The following is a 22588-nucleotide window of genomic DNA, read 5'->3' on the forward strand; positions in this document are numbered from 1 at the left end:
CCTCCCCCCTCCGACCTCCCCCCGAAGGGGGAGAAATAAGGAACTGCTGCGAGTGTTGTCCTAATGGGTATAATCCCCCGCGATGAAGCCCGTCTACAAGCGCATGCTCAAGGCGCTCGCGCAGAAGAGCTCCGGCGAGAAGGAGTGGTCGGTCTACATGCTCCGCTGCGAGGGCGGCTCGCTCTACACGGGGATCGCGAAGGATGTGGAGGCGCGCCTGGCGGCGCACCGCTCGGGAAAGGGGGCGGCCTACACCCGCACGCACGCGCCGCTCGGGCTCGTCTACGAACAGGCGGGCTACACGCGCTCGGAGGCGCTGGTGCGCGAGGCGGCGATCAAGTCGCTGCCGAAGGAGAGGAAGGAGGCGCTGACCCGGCCTCCGGCTCCGAGCGCGCGCGCAGGAACTCGACGACCACGGGGATCACGGAGATCACGATGATCGCGAGGATGACGAAGTGGAAGTTCTTCTTGACGGTCGGGATGTTCGCGAAGTAGTAGCCCCCCAGAAGGAAGCTCAGGACCCAGGCGCACCCCCCCGTCACGTTGTAGAGCGCGAAGCGCGCGTAGGACATCTCGCCGATCCCGGCCACGAACGGCGCGAAGGTGCGCACGATGGGGATGAACCGCGCCAGCACGATCGTCTTCCCGCCGTACTTCTCGTAGAAGCGGTGCGCGCGCAGCAGGTGCCGGCGGTCGAAGAACATGGAGTCTTCCTTGTTGAAGACTTTGGGGCCGATCCACTTCCCCGCCGAATAGTTGACGGCGTCGCCGAGTATGGCCGCGACGATGAGCAGCGCGCAGATGAGGGGAAGCTTGATCGGCGAGTCGGGGGAGGCGGCGAGCGCGCCGACCGCGAAGAGCAGGGAATCTCCGGGGAGATACGGCGCGACGACGAGGCCGGTCTCGCTGAAGATGACGGCGAAGAGGACGCCGTAGAGCCACGGCCCGAGCTGGCCCGCCCAGGCGTTGAGGTGCTTGTCGAGATGGAGGAAGACGTCGAGGAGCGTCTGGAGCATTTCCATGGGACGGGATTATACCTTTTGCGTTCCCGGGCGGCGGGAGACTTTGCTATCCTTCGTGAGCCGTCACCCCGCTCCGCCGAGGTAGCGAGACGATGAACGCCTCCGACGTCCCCCAGCACTCCCCCGCCTACCGCACCCGCCGCTTCTTCAACTGGTTCCCGCTCGGCCTCACCTACGCGCTGCTCTACATGGGCCGCTACAACCTCACGGTGAGCCAGACCGCCCTGGGCGACCTGATGCCCAAGTCGGACTTCGGCGCCATCTTCGGCGTGGGCGCCTGGGTCTACGCGCTCGCCTTCCTCGTCAACGGCCCGCTCACCGACAAGCTCGGCGGGAAGAAGGCCATGCTCATCGGCGCACTGGGCGCCGCGCTCGCGAACCTCGGCATGGGCCTCTACCTCCAGCACGTGCTGGCCCTGCCCGACCCGAAGACCGCTTCGCTCCGGCTGGTCTTCACGCTGCTCTACGGCGTGAACATGTACTTCCAGAGCTATGGCGCCGTCGCCATCGTGAAGGTCAACGCGCACTGGTTCCACGTGCGCGAGCGCGGGACCTTCTCGGGCATCTTCGGCATCATGATCTCGACCGGTCTCTGGCTCGCCTTCGACGTCAACGAGCGCATCCTGCGCTTCGCGCAGAGCCACGGCATCCCCGGCGTCGAAGCGACCCGCTGGGTGTTCTTCGGGCCCGCGCTCCTGCTGGCGGCCTTCTTCCTGCTCGAGCTCTTCCTCCTGCGCGACACGCCGTCTCAGGCCGGCTTCCAGGACTTCGACACGGCCGACGCTTCGAGCGGGGAGGAAGACCAGCACCAGCCCCCGATCTTCGAGGTGCTCAAGCGCGTGCTCACGCACAAGGTCATCCTCATCATCGCCCTCGTGGAGTTCTGCACCGGCGTGATGCGCAACGGCATCATGCACTGGTTCAAGATCTTCGCCAAGGAGCACATCTCCCCCTGCGCGGCCACGCTGAAGGACGCCGTCGCGGCCTGTGCCGGCGCGCCCGACTGCGTCGCCGCGGCGAAGACGGCCGCCAAGACCTGCTCGGGCGGCTGGGGCTTCATGAACGACAACTGGGGGATGGTCCTCATGGTCGCCGGCATCGTCGGAGGAGTCTTCGCCGGCACCGTGAGCGACAAGTTCTTCCAGTCGCGCCGCGCGCCCGCGGCGGGCTTCCTCTACGCGGCCTGCTTCGTGGCGACCCTGTTCATGATCCCCTTCCTGCAGAACGGCTGGGTCCTGGGCTTCATCGCCTTCCTCATGTCCATCTGCGTCATCGGCACGCACGGCCTGCTCAGCGGCACGGCGACGATGGACTTCGGCGGCCGGAAGGCCGCGGGCACGGCCGTCGGCATCATCGACGGCTTCGTCTACCTCGGCACCGGCCTCCAATCGCTGGCGCTCGGCTACATCACGAGCCGCGACTGGCGCTTCTGGCCGGTGTTCCTCGCGCCCTTCGCGCTCGCCGGCTTCTACCTGCTGACCCGCATCTGGCACGCGAAGCCGGCCCCCAAGGGAGCGTCGGCGCACTGACCCGCTCGTCGGAAACGAAGGCCCCCGCGCGAGCGGGGGCCTTCGTCTTTGTCCCAGGTCAATAACGGGCAGGTTCTCTGGCGCCTCCGTTTGTGAACCGGGCGGAATAGGTCTCATTCCGCCGCATCCCTGCCTCATCGTCCCATCCACATCTGCGCCGCCAGCCGTATACTTCGCGTATACACATCTCCGTACCTCAACGAGGACTTATGATTCGAAGAGCTTCGACGGGCCTCATCCTCTCCGGCGTCCTCTGCGCCCTTCCGACCGCGGGCTCGGCCAACGCCGTCGTCGCTTCGGTGGGCCGCTTCCTCAACCCGCCCGTGCAGCAGTTCATCGTCCCCGGGCCCATGCGCAGCTGCCTGACCCCGAGCGACCCCGCCGCGCTCATCGGCTTCAAGCAGGAGCTGGTCGTCACCCTCACCGACGTCCTCCGCCCTTCCCATCGCTTCTACCGCGCCCCCCTGGCCGCGTCCCTGAACCTCGAAGGCGCCCGCGAGATGGACCGGATGCTCTTCAGCCTCATGCCGAACGCTCCGAAGATCCAGGAACAGGTCAAGGCCGCCCGCCTCTCGAAGGACGAACCCGCGCTGCTCGCCGCCATCGAGGAGGCGGAAGCCGAGTACGTCCGGGGCGTGAAGAGCCTCGCCTACGTCGTCGCCCAGGCCTACGAGAAGAACGGCCTCGACGCGGGCCAGGTCCGCCAGATGCGGATAGCGATGGAGGCCTACACCGACCACGGGGCCTTCCTGAAGGAGACGATGGACCTCCTCTCGGGCATCGAGCGCGCCGCCGCCGCCGCCCGCGACGAGCACACGCTGGCGGCGGCCCACGGCCACGCGCAGGCCCTCCTGTCGACCCTGGCCAACGATTCCTCCTTCCTCCGCCCCGAACCCCTCGTCTATGGGGGATTCGCGAACACCTCCCTGTCCAACTTCCGAAAAGAGCTTGAGAGCCCCGCGGACAGCAACGCCGCCTCGATGCGCGTCATCGAGAACCTGGGGCCGGCGCTCCGGAAGCTCCAGCCCGGCGTCGGACAGGAAGTCCTCATCGCGCAGTTCGCCGCCGACGATTACTCGCCCCAGGACCATGACCTGCTCGGCAACCCCGCGGCGCGCCAGGACCTGCTCAACCGGCTGAAGCTGCAGATCCGCAAGAAGGGCGAGAAGGTCGGCATCGCCATCCTCTTCCGGGACGAGCTCAAGGACGCGAACCTGAAGGCCGAGGCCAACGAAGTCATCCTCAACCTGCGGCACTCCGAGGACGTCTCCCCCAACGAGTTCCTGGGGATGAGGTTCTCCACGTACCGCCTGGAAGTCTACCTCGTCGGCACGCAGCGCGCCAAAGCCAACGCCGTGCTGGTCCCGGCGCCGATCGCCCGCCCCCTCCGGGAGCGCCTCCACCTCGATTCCCTGAAGAAATGGGGCATCCCCGTCCTCGCCGCGCTCGGCGCCGCCAACATCATCGTCGCGGGCTTCCACCTCGTCGGAGCCCTCCCGGTCTGGAGCCAGGTCCTCATCGTCGCCGGCGCCCTCCTGCTGGGCGCGGCGGTCCTCCAGTTCCTGGACGCGACGCAGGACACGAACTCCGGCCGCTGGATGCGCCGGATCCTCCTCGCCGCCCTGGTGGGCTCGGGAGTCTTCGCGCTCCTCGGCTTCGGCAAGCGCATGCTCGTGCGCACCGCCTGGGGCGCGCTGCTCGTGGCGAAGATCGCCTCGCTCTTCGCCTGAGCGCCGCCGCCGCGCGCATAGAAGGCCCCCGGATCACGGGGGCCTTCTTCGTCCCCGATTTCCTACAATAGGACCGTGCAGAACATCTCCGCCCTCTTCGGCCCCTGGGTCATCGGCTTCTACTCCTTCCTCTTCCTGGCGCTCGCCGCGCTGTACGCGGCGGACCCGGTCTCCCGCAAGCGCCTGGGCGGGACGGCCCTGATGGCCGCGGCCTCGATCGCCGGCCTCCTGGTCGTCAAGCTGATGGGCGGCGCGGACGCCGGACGCCTTCCGAAGATGTTCGAGCTGGCCGCGCGGATGCTGGCCGTGATCGCCGCGATCAACATCGCGGGAGTCTTCGGCTTCTCGCTGGTCATGCCGCGCATGCGGGCCCGAGTCTCCAAATTCGTGGAAGACCTCGTCTTCGTCGTCGCCTACGCGCTCGGCGCCCTGGCCGTGGTCTCCGCCTCCGGCGCCAACCTCAGCGGCATCCTGGCCACCTCCGCGGTGGTCACCGGCGTGGTCGCGTTCTCCCTGCAGGACACGCTGGGCAACATCATCGGGGGGATGGTCCTCCACCTCGAGGACTCGTACAAGCACGGCGACTGGATCTCGGTCGAGAAGCACGAAGGGGTGGTACGGGAAGTGCGCTGGCGCCAGACCACCCTGGAGACGCTCGACGGCGACCTGGTCGTCGTCCCGAACATCATCCTCATGAAGAACCCCGTCACCGTGCTCGGCGGAGCCCAGGACGGCACGCGCTTCCGCGCGGTCTCGTTCAACGTCTACTACGACCGCGCCCCCGGCGAAGTGACCTCGGCGGTGGACGGGGCCATGCGGGAGGATCCGCCGGCCGGCGTGGCCGCCTCGCCCGCGCCCTACTGCGCGCTGAGCGCCTTCCAGCCCAACTGCGCGGCCTACGAGGTCCGCTATTACCTTTCGAACCTCTCCGCGCCCGGCCGCACGGACGCCCTGGTGCGCGCCAAGGTCTACTACGCTCTGACCCGCGCCGGGATCAAGCTCTCCATCGCGACCCGCTCGATGGTGGTCAGCGAGGCGGCGGAAGCCGCGGCGGAACGGAGCCACCGAACGGAGCACGAGCGCCGGCTGGCGGCCCTCAACGGCGTGGACGTCTTCCAGGGCCTGACGGTCGAGGAGAAGAACCTCCTTGCCGGCCGGCTCAAGCAAACTCCTTTCGCCGCGGGCGAGACGCTGATGCGCCAGGGAGCGGTGGCCGACTGGCTGTACGTCGTCTACGCGGGCTCCGCCGAGGTGCGGATCTCCTCGGGCGGCTCCTCCCGGACGCTGAAGACGCTGGGCCCGGGGGATTTCATCGGGGAGATGGGGCTGCTCACCGGGGAGCCGCGAACGGCCACCGTCGTAGCCGTGGGTGAGACCGGCTGCTACCGTCTCGACCGCGAAGGCTTCCGGGACGTCCTGGCCAGCCGGCCGGAACTCGCGGAGTCCATCGCGGCCCTGCTGGCCAGCCGCCGCGTCGAGCTCGCCGAAGCCCGGGAGCGCCTGGACGGGGAAAAGGCGGCCCGCGGACTCGGGCTGGGACAGCGCGACCTGCTCTCCAAGATCAAGGATTTCTTCAAGCTTTAGGACGGCGGGACCCGCGCCCCGATGGGAAGGCCCTCGCGTGAGCGAGGGCCTTCGCTTTCCGGCGCCGAGCTACTTCGGCAAGGGAGAGCGGAGATTCTGCCCGCGCGGGGTGAAGGCGGCGCGGATGCCCATCGTGCGCAGGAGAGCGCAGAAGCGCTCGGCTTCGGCCTGCTTGGCCGCGGCTTCCTCCCGGATGCCCGCGTCGTCGCCGTTCTGGAACCGGTTCAGCGCCTCGGCGGTATAGGGGGCGCGCAGCGCGAGCGACGCCCCGGCCCAGCCCTCGACGAGCGGGCCCGAGACCGGATCCGCGGCGATCGAGCCGAAGAGCGCCTGCGCGCGCTCCTTGCGCCCGGACTGGGCGCCGCGCGGAGGAGGCGCGGAGGAGTTCGCGGCCTCGAAGACGTTCGCGTAGGCGACCAGGTTGTAGAGGGTCTCGTTGGCCTTCGTCTCGTCGTCGACGACGTAGGTCCAGGCCCCGCCGGAGGTCAGCACCAGGGAGGTCACTCGTCCGGGGGCGTTCACGTTGTAGCGGGCGTTCGCTCCCGCGGACAGGAAGTCCTGGATGCTCGGCGGGCTCATGTTGAAGCCCGGGATGCGGCCTTCGCGGACCCAGGAGAGGGCCTGCTCGTAGAGCTCCTTCGGCAGCCGCCGCTCCGCGATCGCGGACTCCGACGCGAACATGATCTCCCCGGCATAAGGACCGCCTTCTCCGAAGTAGGCGCCGTTGCCCGCGGGATGGGAGTGCGCGTCGAGCGCCCTCGCCATGGCGGGGTCCGAAAGCTCCCGGTCGGACTGCTCCGGCGAGAGCGGGACGAAGGACTCCCGGCCCACGCCCAGGAGCGCGACCCGGCAGGAGGAGTCCAGCATGTCCTTGAGGACGAAGGCGGCCTCCGTCGCTTCCTCAAAAGGCATGCGCGTGAGCTCATCCTTGAAGGTCTCCGCGCAGGGCGCGTTCAGGCCCGCGCGGCCGCGCTCGAGCAGCGCGCGCATGACCGGATGCCCGTCGAGGGAAGCAGCGGCTTCTTCGGCGCGGGCCGCCCCCCCCATCAGGAGCAGGAGCGTCACCGTCAGGATCGAAGCTCGAAGGATGAGCATACGATGATTGTAGCCGGACAGGGCGAGACCCGGCTGAGCAGGAAGGCCTTCCTCCGTACGGTCCTTGGCCCTACTCCAGACGGTTACCAAACACGGCGAAGATGAAACCTGTCTCCTCGATCCTGGACGTTCCCCTCGGTGCTCCGACGCTCATGCGAGAGACCCGACGGGAGCATCGGCCCCTCGCCGCGGGGGAGGGGTGGGGTCCTCTCTCCGGCCTCGCGGGCCGCCCGGCCTCGCGCGCGCACGCGCTCGAAGTAGCCGGCGTATGCGGCGACGATCGCGGGATCGTCGAAGAACTGGGCGTTCTCGAAGTTGTTGAACTTCGCGTTCTCGGTCCAGTTGTAGGAGCCGGTCTGGACCAGGACCCCGTCGAAGACCACGAACTTGTTGTGCATGGCGCCTTTCTTCGGCATCAGGCCGAAGGCGATCCGGACGTCGAAGCCGTTGAGGAAGAACCAGGCCATGTCGATGAGATTCACGTACTGGACCGCGTCGAAGACGATCCTCACCTTCACGCCGGGCTGGCGCTCGCGGGCCTGGAGCAGGGCCTCGCGCAGCCGCTGGGACGTGCAGCTGAACATCGCGACGTCGATGGAGACGCGGGCGGCGGCGATGGCCTTGAGCAGCCATTCCTCGGTCTCGACGCCGGGAGCGAAGACGTACGCCGGCAGCCCCACGCCGTTGAAGACCACGGGACGCGTCGCATCGGCCGGGACGCCCCCCTCCGCGACGCCCGCCCGCTCGCCGACCGGCCGCGCCAGGCCCCACATCCAGTCGAAGGACGCCTGGAAGCCTTCGACGCGGTGCGCGTCGTCGGTATAGACGACGTTCTCCTGGTGGAACGTGTCCGCGGCGTGCGACCAGTTCGCCGAGCCGGACCACAGGAGCCTGCCGTCGAGGATGGCGAACTTGTTGTGCATCAGCCCGTACTCCCTGCCGCCGCGCAGGACGCGTATGTCGAAGCCCTCGTCGATGAGCCGCTGGAGCTCCGCGGAACGCGTCTGGCCGGGCGCCACGGGGTACATATGGGCCGCGTCGACCACGATGCGGACCTTCACCCCGCGCTTCCTGGCGCGGGAGACGGCCGCGTAAAGCCCGCGGTGGTTCAGTTCGAGCAGGGAGAGATCCATCGTCTCCCTGGTCGCATCGAGGGCCGCGATCAGCTTCTCGCCCATGCGCCCGTCCTCGGTGAACTGGACCGGGGGGAAGAGACGTCCGTTGAAGGGGATGGGCCGAAGCCGGACAGGGCGCGAGCGCGCTCCGACGGGCCCCTCCGCGGGGCGGGCGTGCAGGGCGCGGTAGTCCGCAAATGAGCGTTCGATGATCGCGCGGGCGGCCTCGAAGCCCTGAGCCTCGCCGACGACGACCTCCTTCCCCTCGGAGGCCTTGTACTCTCGGAAGAAGCGCTGGAGGTGCTCGACGACCCCCGCGGGGAGCTCCCGAAGGTCGCGGTACGACCCTACGACCGGGTCGTCCTCGCGGACGGCGATGATCTTGTCGTCCGCCTTGCCCTGATCGACCATGCGGACGACGCCGATCGCGCGGACGCGGGGGAACGCGAGCGGCGCGAGCGAGTTCTCCCCGAGGACCAGGACGTCGAGCGGGTCGCCGTCGTCGGCGTAGGTCTGCGGGATGAAGCCGTAGTCCGCGGGGTAGCCCTCGGCGTAGTCGAGCACGCGGTCGAGCCGGAGGCGGCCCGTCTTCTTGTCGAGCTCGTACTTGTCCTTCGAGCCCTTCGTGATCTCGATGAGCGCGCGGAACCCGCCCACCCCGTCGTACGCGGGGGAAGGTTCCTTCCAGGAGCCGACGCCGCGAGGACTCTCGTCGACCGGGTCGGCGTCGGCGGATGCGCCCCCTCTCCCGTGGAAGAAGCGATCGAAGGAAGAACCCCCGCGCTCGCCGCTCGTTTCCGGGCGGAGCGCTTCCTCGGCGAGGACCCCGGCTTCCACGGTCTGCTCGCCGGCGCTCGGCGCCTGCGCTTGCGAGGCCGCATGCGCCGCCTTCATCGCGGGGAGGACGGCGGTCGGGAGCAGGACTTTCGCCGGGCTTGCGAGGGCCTCGCGAACGGCCGCATGGGCCGCCTCGGCGGGGACGGCGGCGTCGACGATGGGCGTCGGCACCGGGAGCGCGAGCGGCGCGGGAAGAAGGATGTTCGCCGGAAGAAGCTCGGGAGAGCCCCCCATCGGGGACGCGATGGCCGCGGGAAACGACACCGCGTTGACGCCGAGCGCGGGGACGGGGAGGGCACGCGTCTGGGCGGCCGCCGGACAGGGCGCGCAAGCGAGCGCCGCGACGAGCGCGCAGACCCGGGATCGTGCTGGGTGATGGCGTGGACCCATGGAGAGACCCTTCCGACTAAAGGATAGCCGCGGAGCCCCTCGAGTGCGCGGGGCCTACAGTCCGGAGACGGGCGATTTTCGTCCTATCCCCGGGTGTTCTCAAACGAGGGGGGGACGGCAACTCGGCCGGGAACCGGCCGAAAGCCGCGTTTGCAGGCGCAAGGGGATCGTCGGACCGGCTCTCACTGGTAGGCGAAGTCCGAGAGGTGCTCGGGCTCGAAAAGGCGCGGGCGGAAGATGGAGTTCACGAGGCCGGGCGCCTCGTCGTAGGGGAAGCGCAGGAACCTCAGCAGGAAGAGCCGCTGGGGCGTCAGGCTGTGGAGCGCTATCCCGTAGTCCTTGAAGCGGAAGTCCGGCCCGGTCGGCCGCTTCACGCAGGTCACGAAGGTCTCGACCTCCGCCTCCTCGTTGGACACGACGAAGAAGTCGTCCCCCGGCGGCGGTCGATAGCCGGGGTGGGTGCGCAGGAACCGCTCGGTCTCGACGCGCCGCAGGAGCTTCGCGAGCTTCGGATCATAGTCCGACGGGGTGAACCCCATCCGCTGCGCGCGCGCCCACGTGACGAGCTCCCGGTTCTGCGTGCCGTAGGGGACGAGGGTCCGGAAGCCCGCGGCCTTCAGGGTGGCGAAGAGGACCGCGTTCTTCCGGTAGGCCTCGCGGGGCTTGCGGTCGTCGAGCGGCACCAAAGGGAAGTCGAGCGTCACGGTCCCGCCGTCCTCGAGGAGACGCGCGACGTTCGTGTAGAACTCCACGCTGTAGAGCCGGGTGAGGTCGTAGTTCGTGGGGTACGGCAGGTCGATGTAGACCGCGTCGAAGCGCTCGCGCGCGCTGCGCGCGAAGATGAACGCGTCGTCGAGGACCACCTGCACCCGTGGGTCGTCGTAAGCCCCCTCGTTGAGGCGGCGGAACGCGGGGTCCGAGCGCGCGAGCGCGATTATGCGCGGGTCGTACTCGACGTTCACGACGCGGCGGACGGCCGGGCCGTACTTGAGCAGCTCCCGGACGAGCAGTCCGTCCCCCCCGCCCAGGACCAGCACGGTCCTCGGGACCCTTTTGAAGAGCTGGACCGGCACGTGCGCCATGAACTCGTGGTAGAGGGCCTCGGTCGCGCCGTGGAACTGGAAGCGGCGGTCGAGGTAGAGGGACATGCCCGAAGGCCGCCCGGGGTCGGTCTCGACGCGGGGGTCGAAATGAGCGAGGACGGGGGAGAGGATCCGCGTGCGGGCGAGGATGTCGATGGCCTGCCGGGAGCTGCGGATGTGCTCCACGTCCCGCTCGGAGGAGAGCAGACGCCGCAGCACGTCGGAGACCTCGAGGCCGCGCAGTCCGTCGGCGAGCCCGAGGGGATTCGCGTAGAAGTTCCGGAGATGGAACCTCTCCGCCGGGCCGGAGAGCGCGCCCAGGACGGCGATGAAGGCCGCGGCCGCGCTCAGCAGGAACGCGCGCCTGCGGGAGCGTTCGACGAGGCCCGTGAAGAAGACGTAGAGGCAGACGCCGAGGTTCAGGGCCGCGGCGGCCAGGCTCGAGCGGACGACGTCGAGGCGCGGCAGCAGGACGAGGGTGAACGCCAGCGTCCCCGCGAGCGCTCCCAGGTAATTGGCGCCGAGGACGAGGTGGAGGCCGTCGTCGTCCTCCTCCTCTCCCTTCCCGCAGAGCCCCAGCAGGAGCGGGATCTCGAAGCCGGAGAGGAAGCCGATCAGGAGGGTCCAGCCGTGCGCCGAAAAGACGACCGCCGCGTAGGCGGCCGCGGAGGGGGCCTCCCCGGGCTCGAGGAGGAAATGCGCGTGGAAGCGGTAGGCGTTCTCCAGCGACAGGATGCCGAGCACGGCGGCGGCGCCGGAGAACGCGAGCAGGAGCTCGATGGCGAAGAGGAAGGGCCAGGACGCGGGCGCCCTCCGGCGGGAGCAGGCCCAGGTCCCCGCGCCGATGGCCGCGAGGTAGAGCGCGATGGTCAGGCTCTGCCAGAGGACTCCGTCCCCGGTCAGGGACGTGAAGCTCGCGGCGATGGCCGTCTCGTAGACGAGGCAGGAGAAGGAGACGGCCGCCGTCACGGCGAGGACCTCGCGGACCGACGCGGCTCGAGGGGTCATCGCTGGAGGTACCCCCCGAGCGCGGCCCTCTGCAGGGGCTCCCGCCAGAGGAGCAGCGCGAGGCAGAGCGCGGTCGCGGCGCCGGCGAGGCACAGGCGGCGGGCGTCCCGACGCAGGACGAGCAGGAGATAGAGCGCGCACAGTCCGTTGAGCAGCGCGGTCAGCGCCGCCGTGCTCAGCAGGCCCGGGCCGGGGAGGAGTACCAGCGGGAACGCCGCGGCTCCCAGCAGGGTCCCGAAGTAATCCACGGCGAGCACTTCGGTCGAGCGGTCCGCGCCCTCCCCCTTCCCCAGCCGCATCAGCAGGGGGAGCTCGAAGCCGGAGAGAAGGCCGATGAGGACGATGAGACCGTGATCGAAGCCGAGCGTCAGGACCGGGTAGGCCCCGCTCCAGCGCGCGGCGGCCTTGAACGCGGCCGCGTCCACAAGGAGGATGAGCAGGGGCCCCAGGGCCCCGAGGAAGGTGAGCGCGATCTCGACGTCCGCGAGGAGCAGGAGGAGGTCGTCTTTCTTCCTCCGCGAGCACAACATCGCCCCGAGTCCCAGCGAGGCGAGATACAGGCCGATGGTGACGTTGTAGCGCAGGAAGCTGTCGCCCAGGGTCGCGGACATGCTCTGGGCCAGGAGCAGCTCATAGACGATGCTGCAGAAGGAGACGACGGCGGTGAGGAGGAAGAGCGGGAAGGGGTTCAAGACGGAAGCCGGATGGCTTCTACTTCCCGCACGTGCTGTCCTGCCCCTTCTGGCATTCCTTGACCTGGCCGTCGCGCTCCGCGCGCAGGGACAGCAGCTTGGCGTTCACCCGGTTGAAGCAGGCCTGGTCGACGACCTGCACCATGCCGCTCTTGCCCATGTCGACGAATTTGGTGCACGTCTGAAGCTCGGCCTCGGTGCTCGCGATGCTGCGGTCGTAGTCCGCGTAGATCTTGGCGCAGCCCTCGGTGAGCTGGGAGCAGTTATCCGCCTTCACGTCTTCGTCCGACTTCCCCGTCTCCACGGCCTCGCCGGCGCCGGTGTCCGGCGCGGAGATCTTCCCTCCGATGCCCGTGCCGCCCGTGTTCTGGGAGTCGCTGGGGCCGCCGATGCCGCCCATGGACGCCCCGGAGCCCACTCCGCTGACGGCGGCGCCCTGGCTCCGTCCGTCCGAGCTCGCCCCGAAGGTGGTGCTGACGGACTTCCCGAGCGAGGTGGAGTCCCTCATCTGCGCGGAGTTCGCGCTCGAAGTCTTGCCGCCTCTGAGCCGCTCGCCGGCCTTCAAAGTGCTCGAAGGGCCCGTGTTCCGCCCGCTGCCCTCGACGCCGACCCGCTTTCCCGCGAGGTCGCCCGAAGCGCCGCCCGCCGAGGAGCCCCCCGACGCCCAACCGGAGTTCCCGGGCGCGGCCAGAGGAGCCAGCGCCCCGGCGCTCTGCACGCCGCCGTCGGCGTGCGATATCCCCTCACCGGAGCCGCCGCCGGACGCCGCGCTCGCCTCTGGGGAGACCGGCACCCCGTCGATGCGCTCTCCCCCTCCGAGGCCCTTCTTGGCCAGAAGCTCCGCTTCCTTCCGCTTCTTCTCCCGCTCCTCCGCGGCGACGCCGTCGACCTGCTCTCCGTAGTCCGCGTCGAGCTTCTCTCCGTAGAGGCCGCCTTCCTTGCCGTAGTTGCGCTTGGAGTTCGCGAGCGGGTGCATCATCGTCCGCGGGGCCTCCGAGCTCAGGAGCGGACGGGGAGGTTCGACGGAGCCCCGCGTGTCCCAGAGTCCGGGCCCGGCCTTGAGGGTCGTGTCCCCGGGCCAGAAGCGCTTGACCGCGACATAGACGGGGGCGAGGAAGATCAGGAGGATAGCGGCTCCCCAGAGATACTGTTGTTTGTTCTTTCGCATGGGTGATGAATATTATAATACTACCCGCATGCAGTTCAGCAGGATGTCGTTCTCCCGGGACCACGGGCATATCGCGAAAGGCAAGGAACGGACATGATGAAGCGGAGACGGACGGGAACGGCGTCGTTCATCCTCATGGCCTCGGTCCTGCTCCCGGGCCTGCCCGCGCCGACGCTCGCGCGCTCGGGCGGGGACCTGGAGAGCCTCTTCAGCTCGCAGGAGCGCCCCGAGGCCGCGTTCCATTCCCGGACCATCCCGACCCACGCCGAGCTGGGCGGCGCCGACGATTCGCGCGACCTGGCCGGATTCATCCCCGAATGCGGCCCCGCGGGGACGGGAAAACTGCCCACCCGCTACGCCGAGGAGTACTCGATCACGCTCGACGGGAAGACGAAGCTCCAGGCCGTCCTGAACGTCATGAAGAAGTACTCCTCCGCGGAGCGCGCGCTGGCCGACGGCTACGCGCCCGTCGATTTCTACGAGTCGGGCCTCGGAGTGGCGTTCGCGCGGACCGACCTCCTGACGGACGGGCGCTACGACCTCGGCAAGCCGGACCTGCTCTTCTACGTCAAGGAGCGGGACCGGGCGGTCTTCCGCATCGCCGGGGCCGCGTTCGTCGCGGGCTCGGAGCTCCCGCGCAACGACTTCCTCATCACCCGCAAAGGCACCCGGGAGATCATGCGGCTCTGGCGTCCCTGGGAGGACATCTGCTTCAAGCGCCGCGACGGGCTGCTGTCCTACCAGGATTCCGAGGACGGGAAGACGGACTGCGCCCGTGGAGAGCTCATCCGGAAGGCGTGGATCATGCACGTCTGGCTGCCCCTCTACAACCCGAAAGGGCTGTTCACCCCGCGGAACCCGCTCGTGAACTACCTCGACCTGACGGGACAGGACTTCCCCTTCTGCCGGAAGAGAGCCTGACCCCGTTGGCCCACCGGTGACGCTCCTCGGGGCCGCCGCGACGCTCGCCGCGGGCTGCGTCCTCTGGCTGGCCTTCCCGCCCGAAGGACTCTGGCCCCTCGCTCCCGTCGGCGCGCTCCTGTTCCTCTTCGCGCTCCAGCGCGCGCGGTCGTACGCAGCCGCCGCGGCGCTGAGCCTCCTCGCGAAGGCCGTCTGCGCGGCCCTGCTCTCCTTGCGCTACCTCTACGGCGTCTGGCCGCCGGTCTGGCTGCTCTACGCGGCCAACTACGGCCTCATCTGGGCGGCCTTCGGGGCGGTCTTCCACGGGGTGCGCCGTCATAAAGGAGAGGTTGCGGCCCTCGCCGCGGCGCCGTTCCTCTGGGTCCTCTTCGACCGCTTCTCACCCGCCGCGCACTTCCTCCCCTCCGACATCCCCACCCTCGCCGTCGCCCTGGGAGATTCCCCCCTTCTCGGCCTGGCTCCCTGGCTCGGCATCTACGGTCTGAGCTTCCTGCCGGTCGCCGCGGCCTGCGCGTTCCTTCTGCTCCTGCGCGCACGGGCGCCGGGCGAGCGCAGAGCCGCGCTCGCAGGCGCGGGGCTCCTCGCCTTCGTCTCCGCGGTCGTCCCCGCGCTCGTCTCCCTGGGAGCGTCCGACGCCGGCGGAGCCGAGCGAACGCTCGCCTTCGCCGCGGCGCATCTGCGGGAGGACGGGAAGGACGCCGCCTGGGCCGCGGCGGAGAAGTCCCTGCTCGAGCCGCGGACGCGCTCGGCCTTCGCGGACTATGCGGAGGGGAGGCTTCGGGAAGCGGCCGCCGGGCTCGCTCCCGGGAAGGCGCGGCTCATCATCCTCCCCGAAGATGCCGTCGATCTGAGCTTCGAGCGCGACCGTTCACGGGAGGCGTACGCGCGCTGGGGCCTCGAGGACAACGGCGCGCTCATCGAGGCCTACCGCGCTTTCGCGCGGCGCACGGGCGCCGCGCTCTCGGTCGGCCTGACCACCCTGCGGGGCGGCCGGGTCCGGAACACGCTCATGCTCATCGGACGGGACGGAGACGTCGCCGGCCTCTCGGACAAGCACCGTCTGGCGGCGGGCTCGGAGCGCTGGCCCCTGGGCTTCCTGCGCTACTGGAAGCTGTTCCCGCGGGGCCCGGGGACGCGCTTCGTCTCCTACGACGAGCAGTACGTCCCGGGCGACGACCCTTCGCGGATGCTGAGCTTCGAGGGTCTCCCGTTCGGCGCGCCCATGTGTCTGGAGGGACATTCCCCGACGATGGCCCTGGCCTGGAAGCGGCGCGCGGCGCAGTTCCTGCTCTTCACCTCCAACGCGCAATGGTTCGACGCGGACCCCGCGACCTACAACCGGCAGGTCCTCAGCCTCGTGCGCCTGCAGGCCGGCGCCTACGCCCTGCCCGTCCTCATGACGGGCAAGCAGAGCTATCTCGGCTGGGTGGACGACCGCGGACGGCCCTTCGTCGAGCCCGGCTTCGGCCGCGGGCCCCGGGCGCAGACGGTGTTCCTGGAGGCCCGGATCCATCCCGGCCGTCAGACCGCGGTGAGCCGCCGAGGAGAGTACTTCGTGCCGCTGTCCCTGCTGGTCCTGAGCGCCGTGCCGTTCCTCTTCCGCAGGAAAGAACGCCGCTCGGCGTGAGCCGTCCGCAGGCATCCGAAGGGCCGCCTCAGCGGCGGTAGGTGTCGAGACGCTTGAGCCAGCCGGGCAGCCAGCGGGCCTCGTTGCGCTCGGGCGGGGAGTTGCGCACGCGGCGCTCGAGCGTGCGCGCCGCGGAATCGGCGAAGAGGGCGTTGGCGGGAAGCGACGGCTCCTCCGCGAGCCCCTGCAGGACCTGCAGCAGGCCCCAGCCCTGGCCCTTATAGCGTTCGGTCGGGTTGACGCCCTCGCCCTTGAAGTTCACGTAGTCGACGAGCGCGTACACCCCCAGGCCGCCCGAAGCGACGAGGTAGAAGCGCTCGCGCACGGCCGCGCGCTCCTCGTAGGGCAGGACGGCGAGGATCTTGGGCAGCGAGGCCTCCAGGCGCATGACGATGAAGCGCGCCTGGAGCGCGACCGTGTCGGCGAGAAGGGCCCGCAGCTCCCGCATGCGCGAGGACTGGAGGTCGGAGAAGAAGGCCTCGCGGTCCGCCCATGGGCAGTCCAGGCCGTCGACGAGCCAGGCCGGGACCGAGGCCCCTTCGGAGCGCAGGAAGGAGAGGAGTTTCGGGAAGCTCTCCTCGAAGGGCCCTTCCTGGCCGGCCGGATACCAGATGAAGTGCCCGATGCCGAGCGAGGCGAAGCTCTCGCCCTTGTTCCAGTGCGTGAGTCCCTCGACCGTCCCGCCGCACTCGTTCTTCCAGACGCGGCGACCGATCTCCTGGGTGTCCTCCGGCGAGACGACGATGCCTTCGTCGGCGACCGCGGCGGACTGCATGGGCGGGATCCAGACCTCCAGCATGTCCGGGTCCAGACGCACGGGGTCCGCGAGCCACTCCATCGGAGTGGCGGCGGCGGCGGAAGCCGTCCCGAGCGCCAGGAACGCGGCGGCGGCCGCGAAGCGGACCCTCATATAAGGAATTATAGACGCTTTAGGGCTTTTGTCCAGAGACTTCCGCTCCGAGGACCAGGGGCTCCGGCTCCCCCCCCTCCTTCCCCAGCGTCGCCGGATCGGCGAGCACGACGAGGTCGCGTTCCCGGTAGAGCTCCACGAAGCGCCGCTCGCGCAGGACCTTCAGGACCGCGTCGCGGCGCCCGGAGTCGGCGAGCGCGATCCAGTGCGTGCTCAGCAGCACCCGGTCCGGGACGAAGAGGCCCCGCTCGAAGTAGGGGTCCGCGTTGCGCAGGAAGCTCTTCACGCGTCGGCGCATCCCGAGATGCGGCAGGAAGAACTCGTCGGTCCAGACGGAGGCCCCCGGCGGGATGAAGGCGAGCGCCTTCGGTCCGTTCTCGCGCCAATGCGCCGGGTTCATCCCCTCGGGGAGCAGGAAGCGCCCGCCCTGAAGGAAGCCCGTGCCGGCGACGAGCAGCAGCCCCGCCGCGAGCCAGGCCCGGCGCTCCGGGAAGCGCTCCCACAGGCGCCGGAGCCCGTGCGCTCCGGCCCACACGAGCGGCCCGAACACGTAGACCGCGTTGTGTCCGATGAGCTGGTTGTACATGGTCCCGGACCCGGCGAGGCCCTGCGGCAGCCAGAGGACGAGCGCGGGGACGAGCGCCGCGCCGGAGAAAGCGGGGAGGAAGCCGAGCTCGAGCAGGCCGCGCAGGAGCCGGACAGGCTTCTCCGGCGGCCAGAGGAGGGCGAGCGGGAACGCCCATGGACGACGCAGGGCGGTCCGCAGGAGCCCGGAAGGCGACCCGCCCAGCTCCGCATAGAACTCCCAGTGCTTCATCGCGTCCCAACCGATGCGGGCCCGCCGGATGAGCTCGAGCTCCGCGAAGAGGAGGGCGAGCGCCGCGGCCGCGAGGGCCGCCCCGAGAAGACGGCCGCGCCGGTCCCGGGCACGGAGGACGACGAGGACGCCGGTTCCGACGAAGAGCAGCGGCATCTGTTCGCGCGCGCTGAGCAGACCCAGCGCGCAGACGGCGGCCCAGCCGGGCCTCCCCGCCTCCCAGGCGAGGGCCCCGAAGAGGAAGAACGGAAGGACGTAGATGCTGTTGTCGAGCACCGAGCCCGCGACGTCGTGGAAGAACGGATGGGCGCAGAGGAGGAGGACGAGCAGCAGGCCCGGGACCTCGCCGGCGAGCCGGCGCCCGAGCCGCCATGCGGCGAAGGCCGAGAGCCCGACCGCGAGCCCGTGCGCGGCGGCGAGGACGGCGGTGCTCGGCCAGAGCCGGACCAGCGGAGCAAGGAGGCCGGCGGTGAAGGCGAAGTGGACGGCGAGGTAGGGCTGGTCCGCGATGACGCTCGTATGCCAGCCTCCCCCGTGCGCGAAGGTGTAGACGAGGTTCGCGAGGACCCCGGAGTCCCACATGAGCTCGAAGCGGCGGAACTGCGCGAGCTTGAACGCGGCGAGGAGCGCGGGAAGGACGAGCCCGAGAGCGAGCGTCGTCGTCCCTCGGATGCGCCGCGCGGACTCTTCATCGGGGAGCAGCGCGGGCCGCAGCGCCAGCGCCGCCGCGGCGAGCAGGCAGGCGCCCCCGGCGAGGGCCCAGAGCCACTCGAGCGTCAGCGGCACGAGCCGCGTCCAGTCCATGGCGACATTATCGGATATTCCGGCGCCGCGAGGCGCGGTATCGAGCCGCCCGGATATCGTAGAATCGCTGCGTCATGAGCGACGAGCGCAAGAACGCCTGGTTCGACCACCTGGCCCTGACCGCGGTGCTGCTGGCGGTCTTCGCGGCCGTCTCGGCCTACGAGCGCGACGACCTGTCCACCCGCGTCGTGCTCGCGCAGGCGCAGACCGCCAACGGCTGGGCCTACTACCAGTCGAAGAGCCTCAAGGGCTACCTCTACGAGCTCCAGAAGGAGCGCCTGGAGTTCGAACTCGCGCTGCGCAGCGCGCGGGCCTCCCCCGAGGCCCACGCGCTCTACATGGCCAAGATCCGCTACTCCGACGAAAGGATCCGCGAATTCGACGCGGACAAGGCCGCGCTCCTGGCCCAGGCGCGCCAGCGCGACGCGCAGCGCGTGGAGCTCCAGCACCGCGGCCGCTCCTTCGGGGTGGCGAGCGTCTTTCTGCAGGTCGCCATCCTCCTCTGCGCGGTCTCGGCGCTGCTGCGCCGCCGTGCCTTCTGGCTGGCCGGCAGCGCGCTCGGCGCTGCGGGCTTCCTGTTCTTCCTCAACGGCTACCTCTCCATCTTCTAAGTCCGGCACCTCGGGGACTCTGACCCATACATCGGCTGGGCCATTGGCTACGGGCGGGCTAGGCGTCCCCTGAGCTACACTCAGGGGGATGCTGCGGACCCGCCGAACGCTTCTGCCGTTCCTCTTACCCCTCCTTCTCCTCGCCGCCTCCGGATGCAAGCCCGACGCACCCCAAGAAGCTCCCTCCGGGAGATTCGACACCTCCGACCCGCGAAACAAGCCCGCCCCGTACCGCCCGGGCGTCTGGGGAGACGCGGCGCTCTCGAAGGATATGCGGGAGACCCTCGAGCGAGCGCGCATGCAGAGCGACGCCGTGGGCCCGGCCGACCCCGCGCTCAACAACGCGAACCGCTGGCAGGCCTTCTTCGACGGCGAGGGCCGGCGCGCCCCCATCGACGATGAGCGCATCCTCGCGGCGATGCGCGAGCAGGGCGTCCCCTCCCGCATCGTCAGGACCGTGCTCGACGAAGCCCGCAGGCAGGAGGCCGACCCGATCCTCGTCCTCTCGGTCATCAAGCAGGAATCGGGCTTCGACCCGCGCCAGCGCAGCCCGAAAGGCGCGCGCGGGCTCATGCAGATCATGCCGGGCACGGGCCGGGACCTCGGAGTGCGCAGCGTGAAGAAGCTCTACGACCCGCAGATCAACGTGCGGGCCGGAGTGACCTACCTCAAGGACATGTTCGAGCAGTTCTCGAACGTCTCCATCGAAGACCTCTCGGCGGCCGACCCGTCGGCCAACGAGAGCGTGAGGGCGGCCCTCGCCGCCTACAACGCGGGCCCGCACGCGGTGGAGAAGCACCAGGGGGTCCCGCCCTACCGCCAGACGCGCGCCTACGTGGAGCGGGTTTTGGAGTACTATCGGGACTTCACGCACCTGCTCCTGGTCGACTGATCAGCCGACGGCCGCCTCGGACATCCACGGCGGCTGCCCCGCGGCGAGGACCTTCTTCTTGGTCTCCCACGCCAACCGGACGGCCTCCAGCGTCCCCTCGGAGCCCAGGTCCTGCGTGTTGATGACGATGTCGTAGTGCGTCGCGTCGGTCATGTCGGTGTGGAAGTGCCGGCGGATGAAGGCCCGCCGGTCCGACTCGACGTGGATGATCTGCCGCTTCGCGTCCTCCAGCGGCATCTTCATGCGGTAGGCCAGGCTGCGAACGCGCACGTCCTGCGGCGCCACGAGCAGGACCCGAAGGCACTCGCGCGAAGGAAGGATGAAGCCCGCCCCCCGGCCGAGGATCACCGCGTGGCCGTGCTTCCCGATAGCGAGGAGGACGCGGGAGAGGTGGCGGAAATAGTCCTCGGAGAGGTAGCGTTGGAGGAAGAGGGAGGTGACCCATTCCTCCATCGCGGGCATCACCTTCTCGTCGAGCGTCTTCACGACGCTCTCGCTCAGATGCGTGCTCTCGGCGACCTGCTGGAGGATCTCCTTGTCGAAGAGGTCGAACTTCAGCCGGCGGGCCAGCTCCACGGCGATCTCGCGGCCGGCGCAGCCGGGCAGGCGGGAGAGCGTGATGGCGAGCTCGGGGAGCTGCTTGCCCTCCCTGCGGGCGCGGCTCAGCAGAGCCCAGCGCCGGATCTGCTCGTCGAGGATGGCTTCGATGGATGCGCCGGATCTGGTCATGGAGACTCCCCCGTCCGGCGCCGCTCGCGGGCCGGACTCATCCTATTATAAGCATAAATCGACAAATTCGATATATTCGTAAAACCCAAGAGGAAGAAGGGCAGAGAGCACGACATCCCCCTCCCCCCTCATGCAGAAGGGGTCGTAAGGAACGGTGAACGGCGTGATCTTGCTGGGGTCAGACGTTAACTTTCGCAACTTATTCCGTGCAAGCCCGCAGGAGGCGCATATCCTCCCTTTCGGGGCGCCCGCCCGAATAAGTTGCGAAAGTTATGGTGCCTGACGCCATGATATGGACGCCATGATTGAAGCCATGATATATGGAGTACGCGCGCGGGGCGGGAAAAGTTCCGGACTTGAGGAAACGGTAATCCTCTAACGTCGGAAAAAATCGTTTCCTTTATCGTCCACCAGGATATAGGCCGGAAAGTCGACGACGTCGATGCCCCAGACGGACTCCATGCCGAGCTCGGGGTAATCGAGGACCTCGACGTTCTTGATGCAGCGCTCGGCGAGGAGCGCGGCCGCGCCCCCGGTGGAACCGAGATAGAAGCCGCCGTGCCGCTTGCAGGCCTCGGTGACCTGCGGGCTGCGGTTGCCCTTGCCGATCATGACCTTCGAGGCCCCCTTCGACTGGAAGAGGTCCACATAGGAATCCATGCGCCCGGAGGTCGTGGGTCCGAAGGAGCCCGCCGGCTTGGTCTTCGGCTTCTTCGCCGGCCCCGCGTAGTAGACCGGGTGCTTCAGGAAGTACTCGGGCAGACCCTGCCCGGAGTCCAGCCGTTCCTTGAGCTTGGCGTGCGCGATGTCGCGCGCGACCACGATGCGCCCGGTGAGGAGCAGCGGCGTGGCGACCGGATGCTTCGAGAGCTCGGAGAGGATCTCGTCCATCGGCCGCTCCAGGGACAGCCGCACGACCCGCTCGTCGCCGAAGCCCTTGCGGAACTCCGAGGGGATGAGGCGTCCGGGCTCGCGCTCGAGCTCCTCGAGCCAGACCCCGTCCCGGTCGATGCGGCCGCGCACGTTGCGGTCCGCGGTGCAGGAGACCCCCATCCCGACGGGGCAGGAGGCGGCGTGGCGCGGCAGGCGCACGACGCGCACGTCGTGGCAGAAGTGCTTCCCGCCGAACTGCGCGCCGAGTCCGAGCTTCCGGGCCTCCGCGAGCAGCGAGGCCTCCAGCGCGAGGTCGCGGAAGGCGCGGCCGGAGGCGTCGCCGGCGGTCGGCAGGGCGTCGAGCCAGCCCGCCGAGGCCAGCTTCACGGTCTTGAGCGTCATCTCGGCGGAGAGCCCGCCGACCACGACGGCGAGGTGGTAGGGAGGGCAGGCGGCGGTGCCGATGGCGCGCATCTTCTCGACGAGGAACTTCCGAAGGGGTTCGGGCGCGAGCAGCGCCTTGGTCTCCTGCCAGAGCATCGTCTTGTTGGCGGACCCGCCGCCCTTGGCGACGAAGAGGAAGTCATAGCGGTCGCCGTCGCAGGCGACGAGGTCGATCTGCGCGGGGAGGTTCGTGCCGGTGTTCTTCTCCTCGTACATGTCGAGCGCCGCGACCTGCGAATAGCGGAGGTTCTCCTCGGCGTAGGCCTTGCGGATGCCCGCCTCGAGCGCCTCCTCGTCCCCCCCTCCCGTCCAGACCTCGCCGCCCTTCTTCGCGTAGACGGTGGCGGTGCCGGTGTCCTGGCAGTTGGGGAGCTCGAAGCGCGCGGAGATCTCGGCGTTCTCGAGGAGCTCGAGAGCGACGGCCTTGTCGTTGCGCGTGGCCTCCGGGTCCCTGAGGATCGCCGCGAGCTGCTCGAGGTGCCTCGTGCGCAGCAGGAAGGAGACGTCGCGGAAGGCCTGGTGGGCGAGGAGGGTCAGCGCCCGCGGGTCCACGCGCAGGACCTCGCGGTCTCCGACGCGCTCGACGCGCGTGAAGTCGGCGCTCAGGCGGCGCAAGCGCGTCGCGTCCGCCCCGAGCTGGAAGAGTCCCGTCCCTTTCTGCGCCGCCGTGGCCATGATCGACTCCCGTCCCCCGGCAGGCGCCGGAGG

General features: G+C 69.5%; 18 protein-coding genes. 8 read left to right on the forward strand and 10 right to left on the reverse strand.

Annotation, left to right across the window (positions count from 1 at the left end; genetic code table 11):
- Positions 1–82: 82 nt before the first annotated feature.
- Positions 83–439, forward strand: a complete 357-nt coding sequence (locus WC969_00855) for a GIY-YIG nuclease family protein (GenBank protein ID MFA6028378.1) — start codon at positions 83–85, stop codon at positions 437–439.
- On the opposite strand, the gene WC969_00860 is transcribed toward WC969_00855, so the two are convergent.
- The gene (locus WC969_00860) at positions 336–1022 is read right to left on the reverse strand and encodes a DedA family protein (GenBank protein MFA6028379.1); all 687 of its coding nucleotides are present in this window, start codon (positions 1020–1022) and stop codon (positions 336–338) included. The genes WC969_00855 and WC969_00860 overlap by 104 nt on opposite strands.
- 92 nt (positions 1023–1114) lie before the next feature.
- Here WC969_00860 and WC969_00865 point away from each other — a divergent pair, with 92 nt between their 5' ends.
- The 3 genes from WC969_00865 to WC969_00875 all read left to right on the forward strand — a co-directional run bounded on the left by WC969_00865 (position 1115) and on the right by WC969_00875 (position 5865).
- Positions 1115–2551 (forward strand): MFS transporter, encoded by a 1437-nt coding sequence (locus WC969_00865; protein ID MFA6028380.1) that lies wholly within the window; start codon positions 1115–1117, stop codon positions 2549–2551.
- Between the two features lie 209 nt (positions 2552–2760).
- On the forward strand, positions 2761–4281 hold the full coding sequence (locus WC969_00870; GenBank protein MFA6028381.1) for a hypothetical protein: 1521 nt from the start codon (positions 2761–2763) through the stop codon (positions 4279–4281).
- A gap of 75 nt (positions 4282–4356) precedes the next feature.
- On the forward strand, positions 4357–5865 hold the full coding sequence (locus WC969_00875; GenBank protein ID MFA6028382.1) for a mechanosensitive ion channel family protein: 1509 nt from the start codon (positions 4357–4359) through the stop codon (positions 5863–5865).
- Positions 5866–5934: 69 nt separating this feature from the next.
- Here WC969_00875 and WC969_00880 read toward each other — a convergent pair whose 3' ends face one another.
- The 5 genes from WC969_00880 to WC969_00900 form a co-directional block, all read right to left on the reverse strand.
- Positions 5935–6960: a hypothetical protein gene (locus tag WC969_00880; GenBank protein ID MFA6028383.1), complete on the reverse strand. Its 1026-nt coding sequence runs from the start codon at positions 6958–6960 to the stop codon at positions 5935–5937.
- 83 nt (positions 6961–7043) lie between these two features.
- Positions 7044–9302: an inorganic diphosphatase gene (locus WC969_00885; GenBank protein MFA6028384.1), complete on the reverse strand. Its 2259-nt coding sequence runs from the start codon at positions 9300–9302 to the stop codon at positions 7044–7046.
- Between the two features lie 182 nt (positions 9303–9484).
- On the reverse strand, positions 9485–11392 hold the full coding sequence (locus WC969_00890) for a hypothetical protein (protein MFA6028385.1): 1908 nt from the start codon (positions 11390–11392) through the stop codon (positions 9485–9487).
- Positions 11389–12084: a hypothetical protein gene (locus tag WC969_00895; protein MFA6028386.1), complete on the reverse strand. Its 696-nt coding sequence runs from the start codon at positions 12082–12084 to the stop codon at positions 11389–11391. Before WC969_00895 ends, WC969_00890 begins: the two co-directional genes overlap by 4 nt.
- 19 nt (positions 12085–12103) lie before the next feature.
- Positions 12104–13252, reverse strand: a complete 1149-nt coding sequence (locus tag WC969_00900) for a hypothetical protein (protein ID MFA6028387.1) — start codon at positions 13250–13252, stop codon at positions 12104–12106.
- A gap of 93 nt (positions 13253–13345) precedes the next feature.
- On the opposite strand from WC969_00900, the gene WC969_00905 reads away from it, so the two are divergent.
- Both WC969_00905 and WC969_00910 read left to right on the forward strand, forming a co-directional pair.
- Positions 13346–14173: a hypothetical protein gene (locus tag WC969_00905; protein ID MFA6028388.1), complete on the forward strand. Its 828-nt coding sequence runs from the start codon at positions 13346–13348 to the stop codon at positions 14171–14173.
- Positions 14174–14189: 16 nt separating this feature from the next.
- A complete protein-coding gene (locus tag WC969_00910) occupies positions 14190–15800 on the forward strand; it encodes a nitrilase-related carbon-nitrogen hydrolase (protein MFA6028389.1) in 1611 nt (536 codons plus the stop codon).
- Between the two features lie 28 nt (positions 15801–15828).
- Here the strand turns inward: WC969_00910 and WC969_00915 are convergent, their stop codons facing one another.
- Complete coding sequence (locus WC969_00915) at positions 15829–16710, reverse strand: hypothetical protein (protein MFA6028390.1); 882 nt, start codon at positions 16708–16710, stop codon at positions 15829–15831.
- Positions 16711–16729: 19 nt separating this feature from the next.
- Positions 16730–18331, reverse strand: a complete 1602-nt coding sequence (locus tag WC969_00920; protein MFA6028391.1) for a DUF2079 domain-containing protein — start codon at positions 18329–18331, stop codon at positions 16730–16732.
- Between the two features lie 74 nt (positions 18332–18405).
- Here WC969_00920 and WC969_00925 point away from each other — a divergent pair, with 74 nt between their 5' ends.
- Positions 18406–18942, forward strand: coding sequence for a DUF4337 domain-containing protein (locus tag WC969_00925; protein MFA6028392.1), 537 nt, complete (start codon positions 18406–18408; stop codon positions 18940–18942).
- Between the two features lie 271 nt (positions 18943–19213).
- Positions 19214–19834 carry a lytic transglycosylase domain-containing protein gene (locus tag WC969_00930; GenBank protein ID MFA6028393.1) on the forward strand — a complete coding sequence of 207 codons (621 nt, stop codon included), beginning with the start codon at positions 19214–19216 and terminating at the stop codon, positions 19832–19834.
- Here the strand turns inward: WC969_00930 and WC969_00935 are convergent, their stop codons facing one another.
- Together WC969_00935 and WC969_00940 are read right to left on the reverse strand one after the other, a co-directional pair.
- The gene (locus WC969_00935) at positions 19835–20563 is read right to left on the reverse strand and encodes a cytidylate kinase-like family protein (protein ID MFA6028394.1); all 729 of its coding nucleotides are present in this window, start codon (positions 20561–20563) and stop codon (positions 19835–19837) included.
- Positions 20564–20938: 375 nt separating this feature from the next.
- Positions 20939–22555: a FumA C-terminus/TtdB family hydratase beta subunit gene (locus tag WC969_00940; GenBank protein MFA6028395.1), complete on the reverse strand. Its 1617-nt coding sequence runs from the start codon at positions 22553–22555 to the stop codon at positions 20939–20941.
- Positions 22556–22588: the final 33 nt, after the last annotated feature.

Source organism: Elusimicrobiota bacterium, from assembly GCA_041660925.1.
Lineage (GTDB): Bacteria > Elusimicrobiota > Elusimicrobia > UBA1565 > UBA1565 > JBAZUV01.

Bases quoted from the DNA above. Each gene is read 5' to 3' on its own strand.
- WC969_00915 (MFA6028390.1), bottom strand. From the start codon at position 16,710: ATGAGGGTCCGCTTCGCGGCCGCCGCCGCGTTCCTGGCGCTCGGGACG.
- WC969_00905 (MFA6028388.1), top strand. From the start codon at position 13,346: ATGATGAAGCGGAGACGGACGGGAACGGCGTCGTTCATCCTCATGGCC.
- WC969_00890 (MFA6028385.1), bottom strand. From the start codon at position 11,392: ATGACCCCTCGAGCCGCGTCGGTCCGCGAGGTCCTCGCCGTGACGGCG.
- WC969_00900 (MFA6028387.1), bottom strand. From the start codon at position 13,252: ATGCGAAAGAACAAACAACAGTATCTCTGGGGAGCCGCTATCCTCCTG.
- WC969_00865 (MFA6028380.1), top strand. From the start codon at position 1,115: ATGAACGCCTCCGACGTCCCCCAGCACTCCCCCGCCTACCGCACCCGC.
- WC969_00930 (MFA6028393.1), top strand. From the start codon at position 19,214: ATGCGGGAGACCCTCGAGCGAGCGCGCATGCAGAGCGACGCCGTGGGC.
- WC969_00925 (MFA6028392.1), top strand. From the start codon at position 18,406: ATGAGCGACGAGCGCAAGAACGCCTGGTTCGACCACCTGGCCCTGACC.
- WC969_00870 (MFA6028381.1), top strand. From the start codon at position 2,761: ATGATTCGAAGAGCTTCGACGGGCCTCATCCTCTCCGGCGTCCTCTGC.
- WC969_00940 (MFA6028395.1), bottom strand. From the start codon at position 22,555: ATGGCCACGGCGGCGCAGAAAGGGACGGGACTCTTCCAGCTCGGGGCG.
- WC969_00860 (MFA6028379.1), bottom strand. From the start codon at position 1,022: ATGGAAATGCTCCAGACGCTCCTCGACGTCTTCCTCCATCTCGACAAG.
- WC969_00920 (MFA6028391.1), bottom strand. From the start codon at position 18,331: ATGGACTGGACGCGGCTCGTGCCGCTGACGCTCGAGTGGCTCTGGGCC.
- WC969_00935 (MFA6028394.1), bottom strand. From the start codon at position 20,563: ATGACCAGATCCGGCGCATCCATCGAAGCCATCCTCGACGAGCAGATC.
- WC969_00885 (MFA6028384.1), bottom strand. From the start codon at position 9,302: ATGGGTCCACGCCATCACCCAGCACGATCCCGGGTCTGCGCGCTCGTC.
- WC969_00880 (MFA6028383.1), bottom strand. From the start codon at position 6,960: ATGCTCATCCTTCGAGCTTCGATCCTGACGGTGACGCTCCTGCTCCTG.
- WC969_00855 (MFA6028378.1), top strand. From the start codon at position 83: ATGAAGCCCGTCTACAAGCGCATGCTCAAGGCGCTCGCGCAGAAGAGC.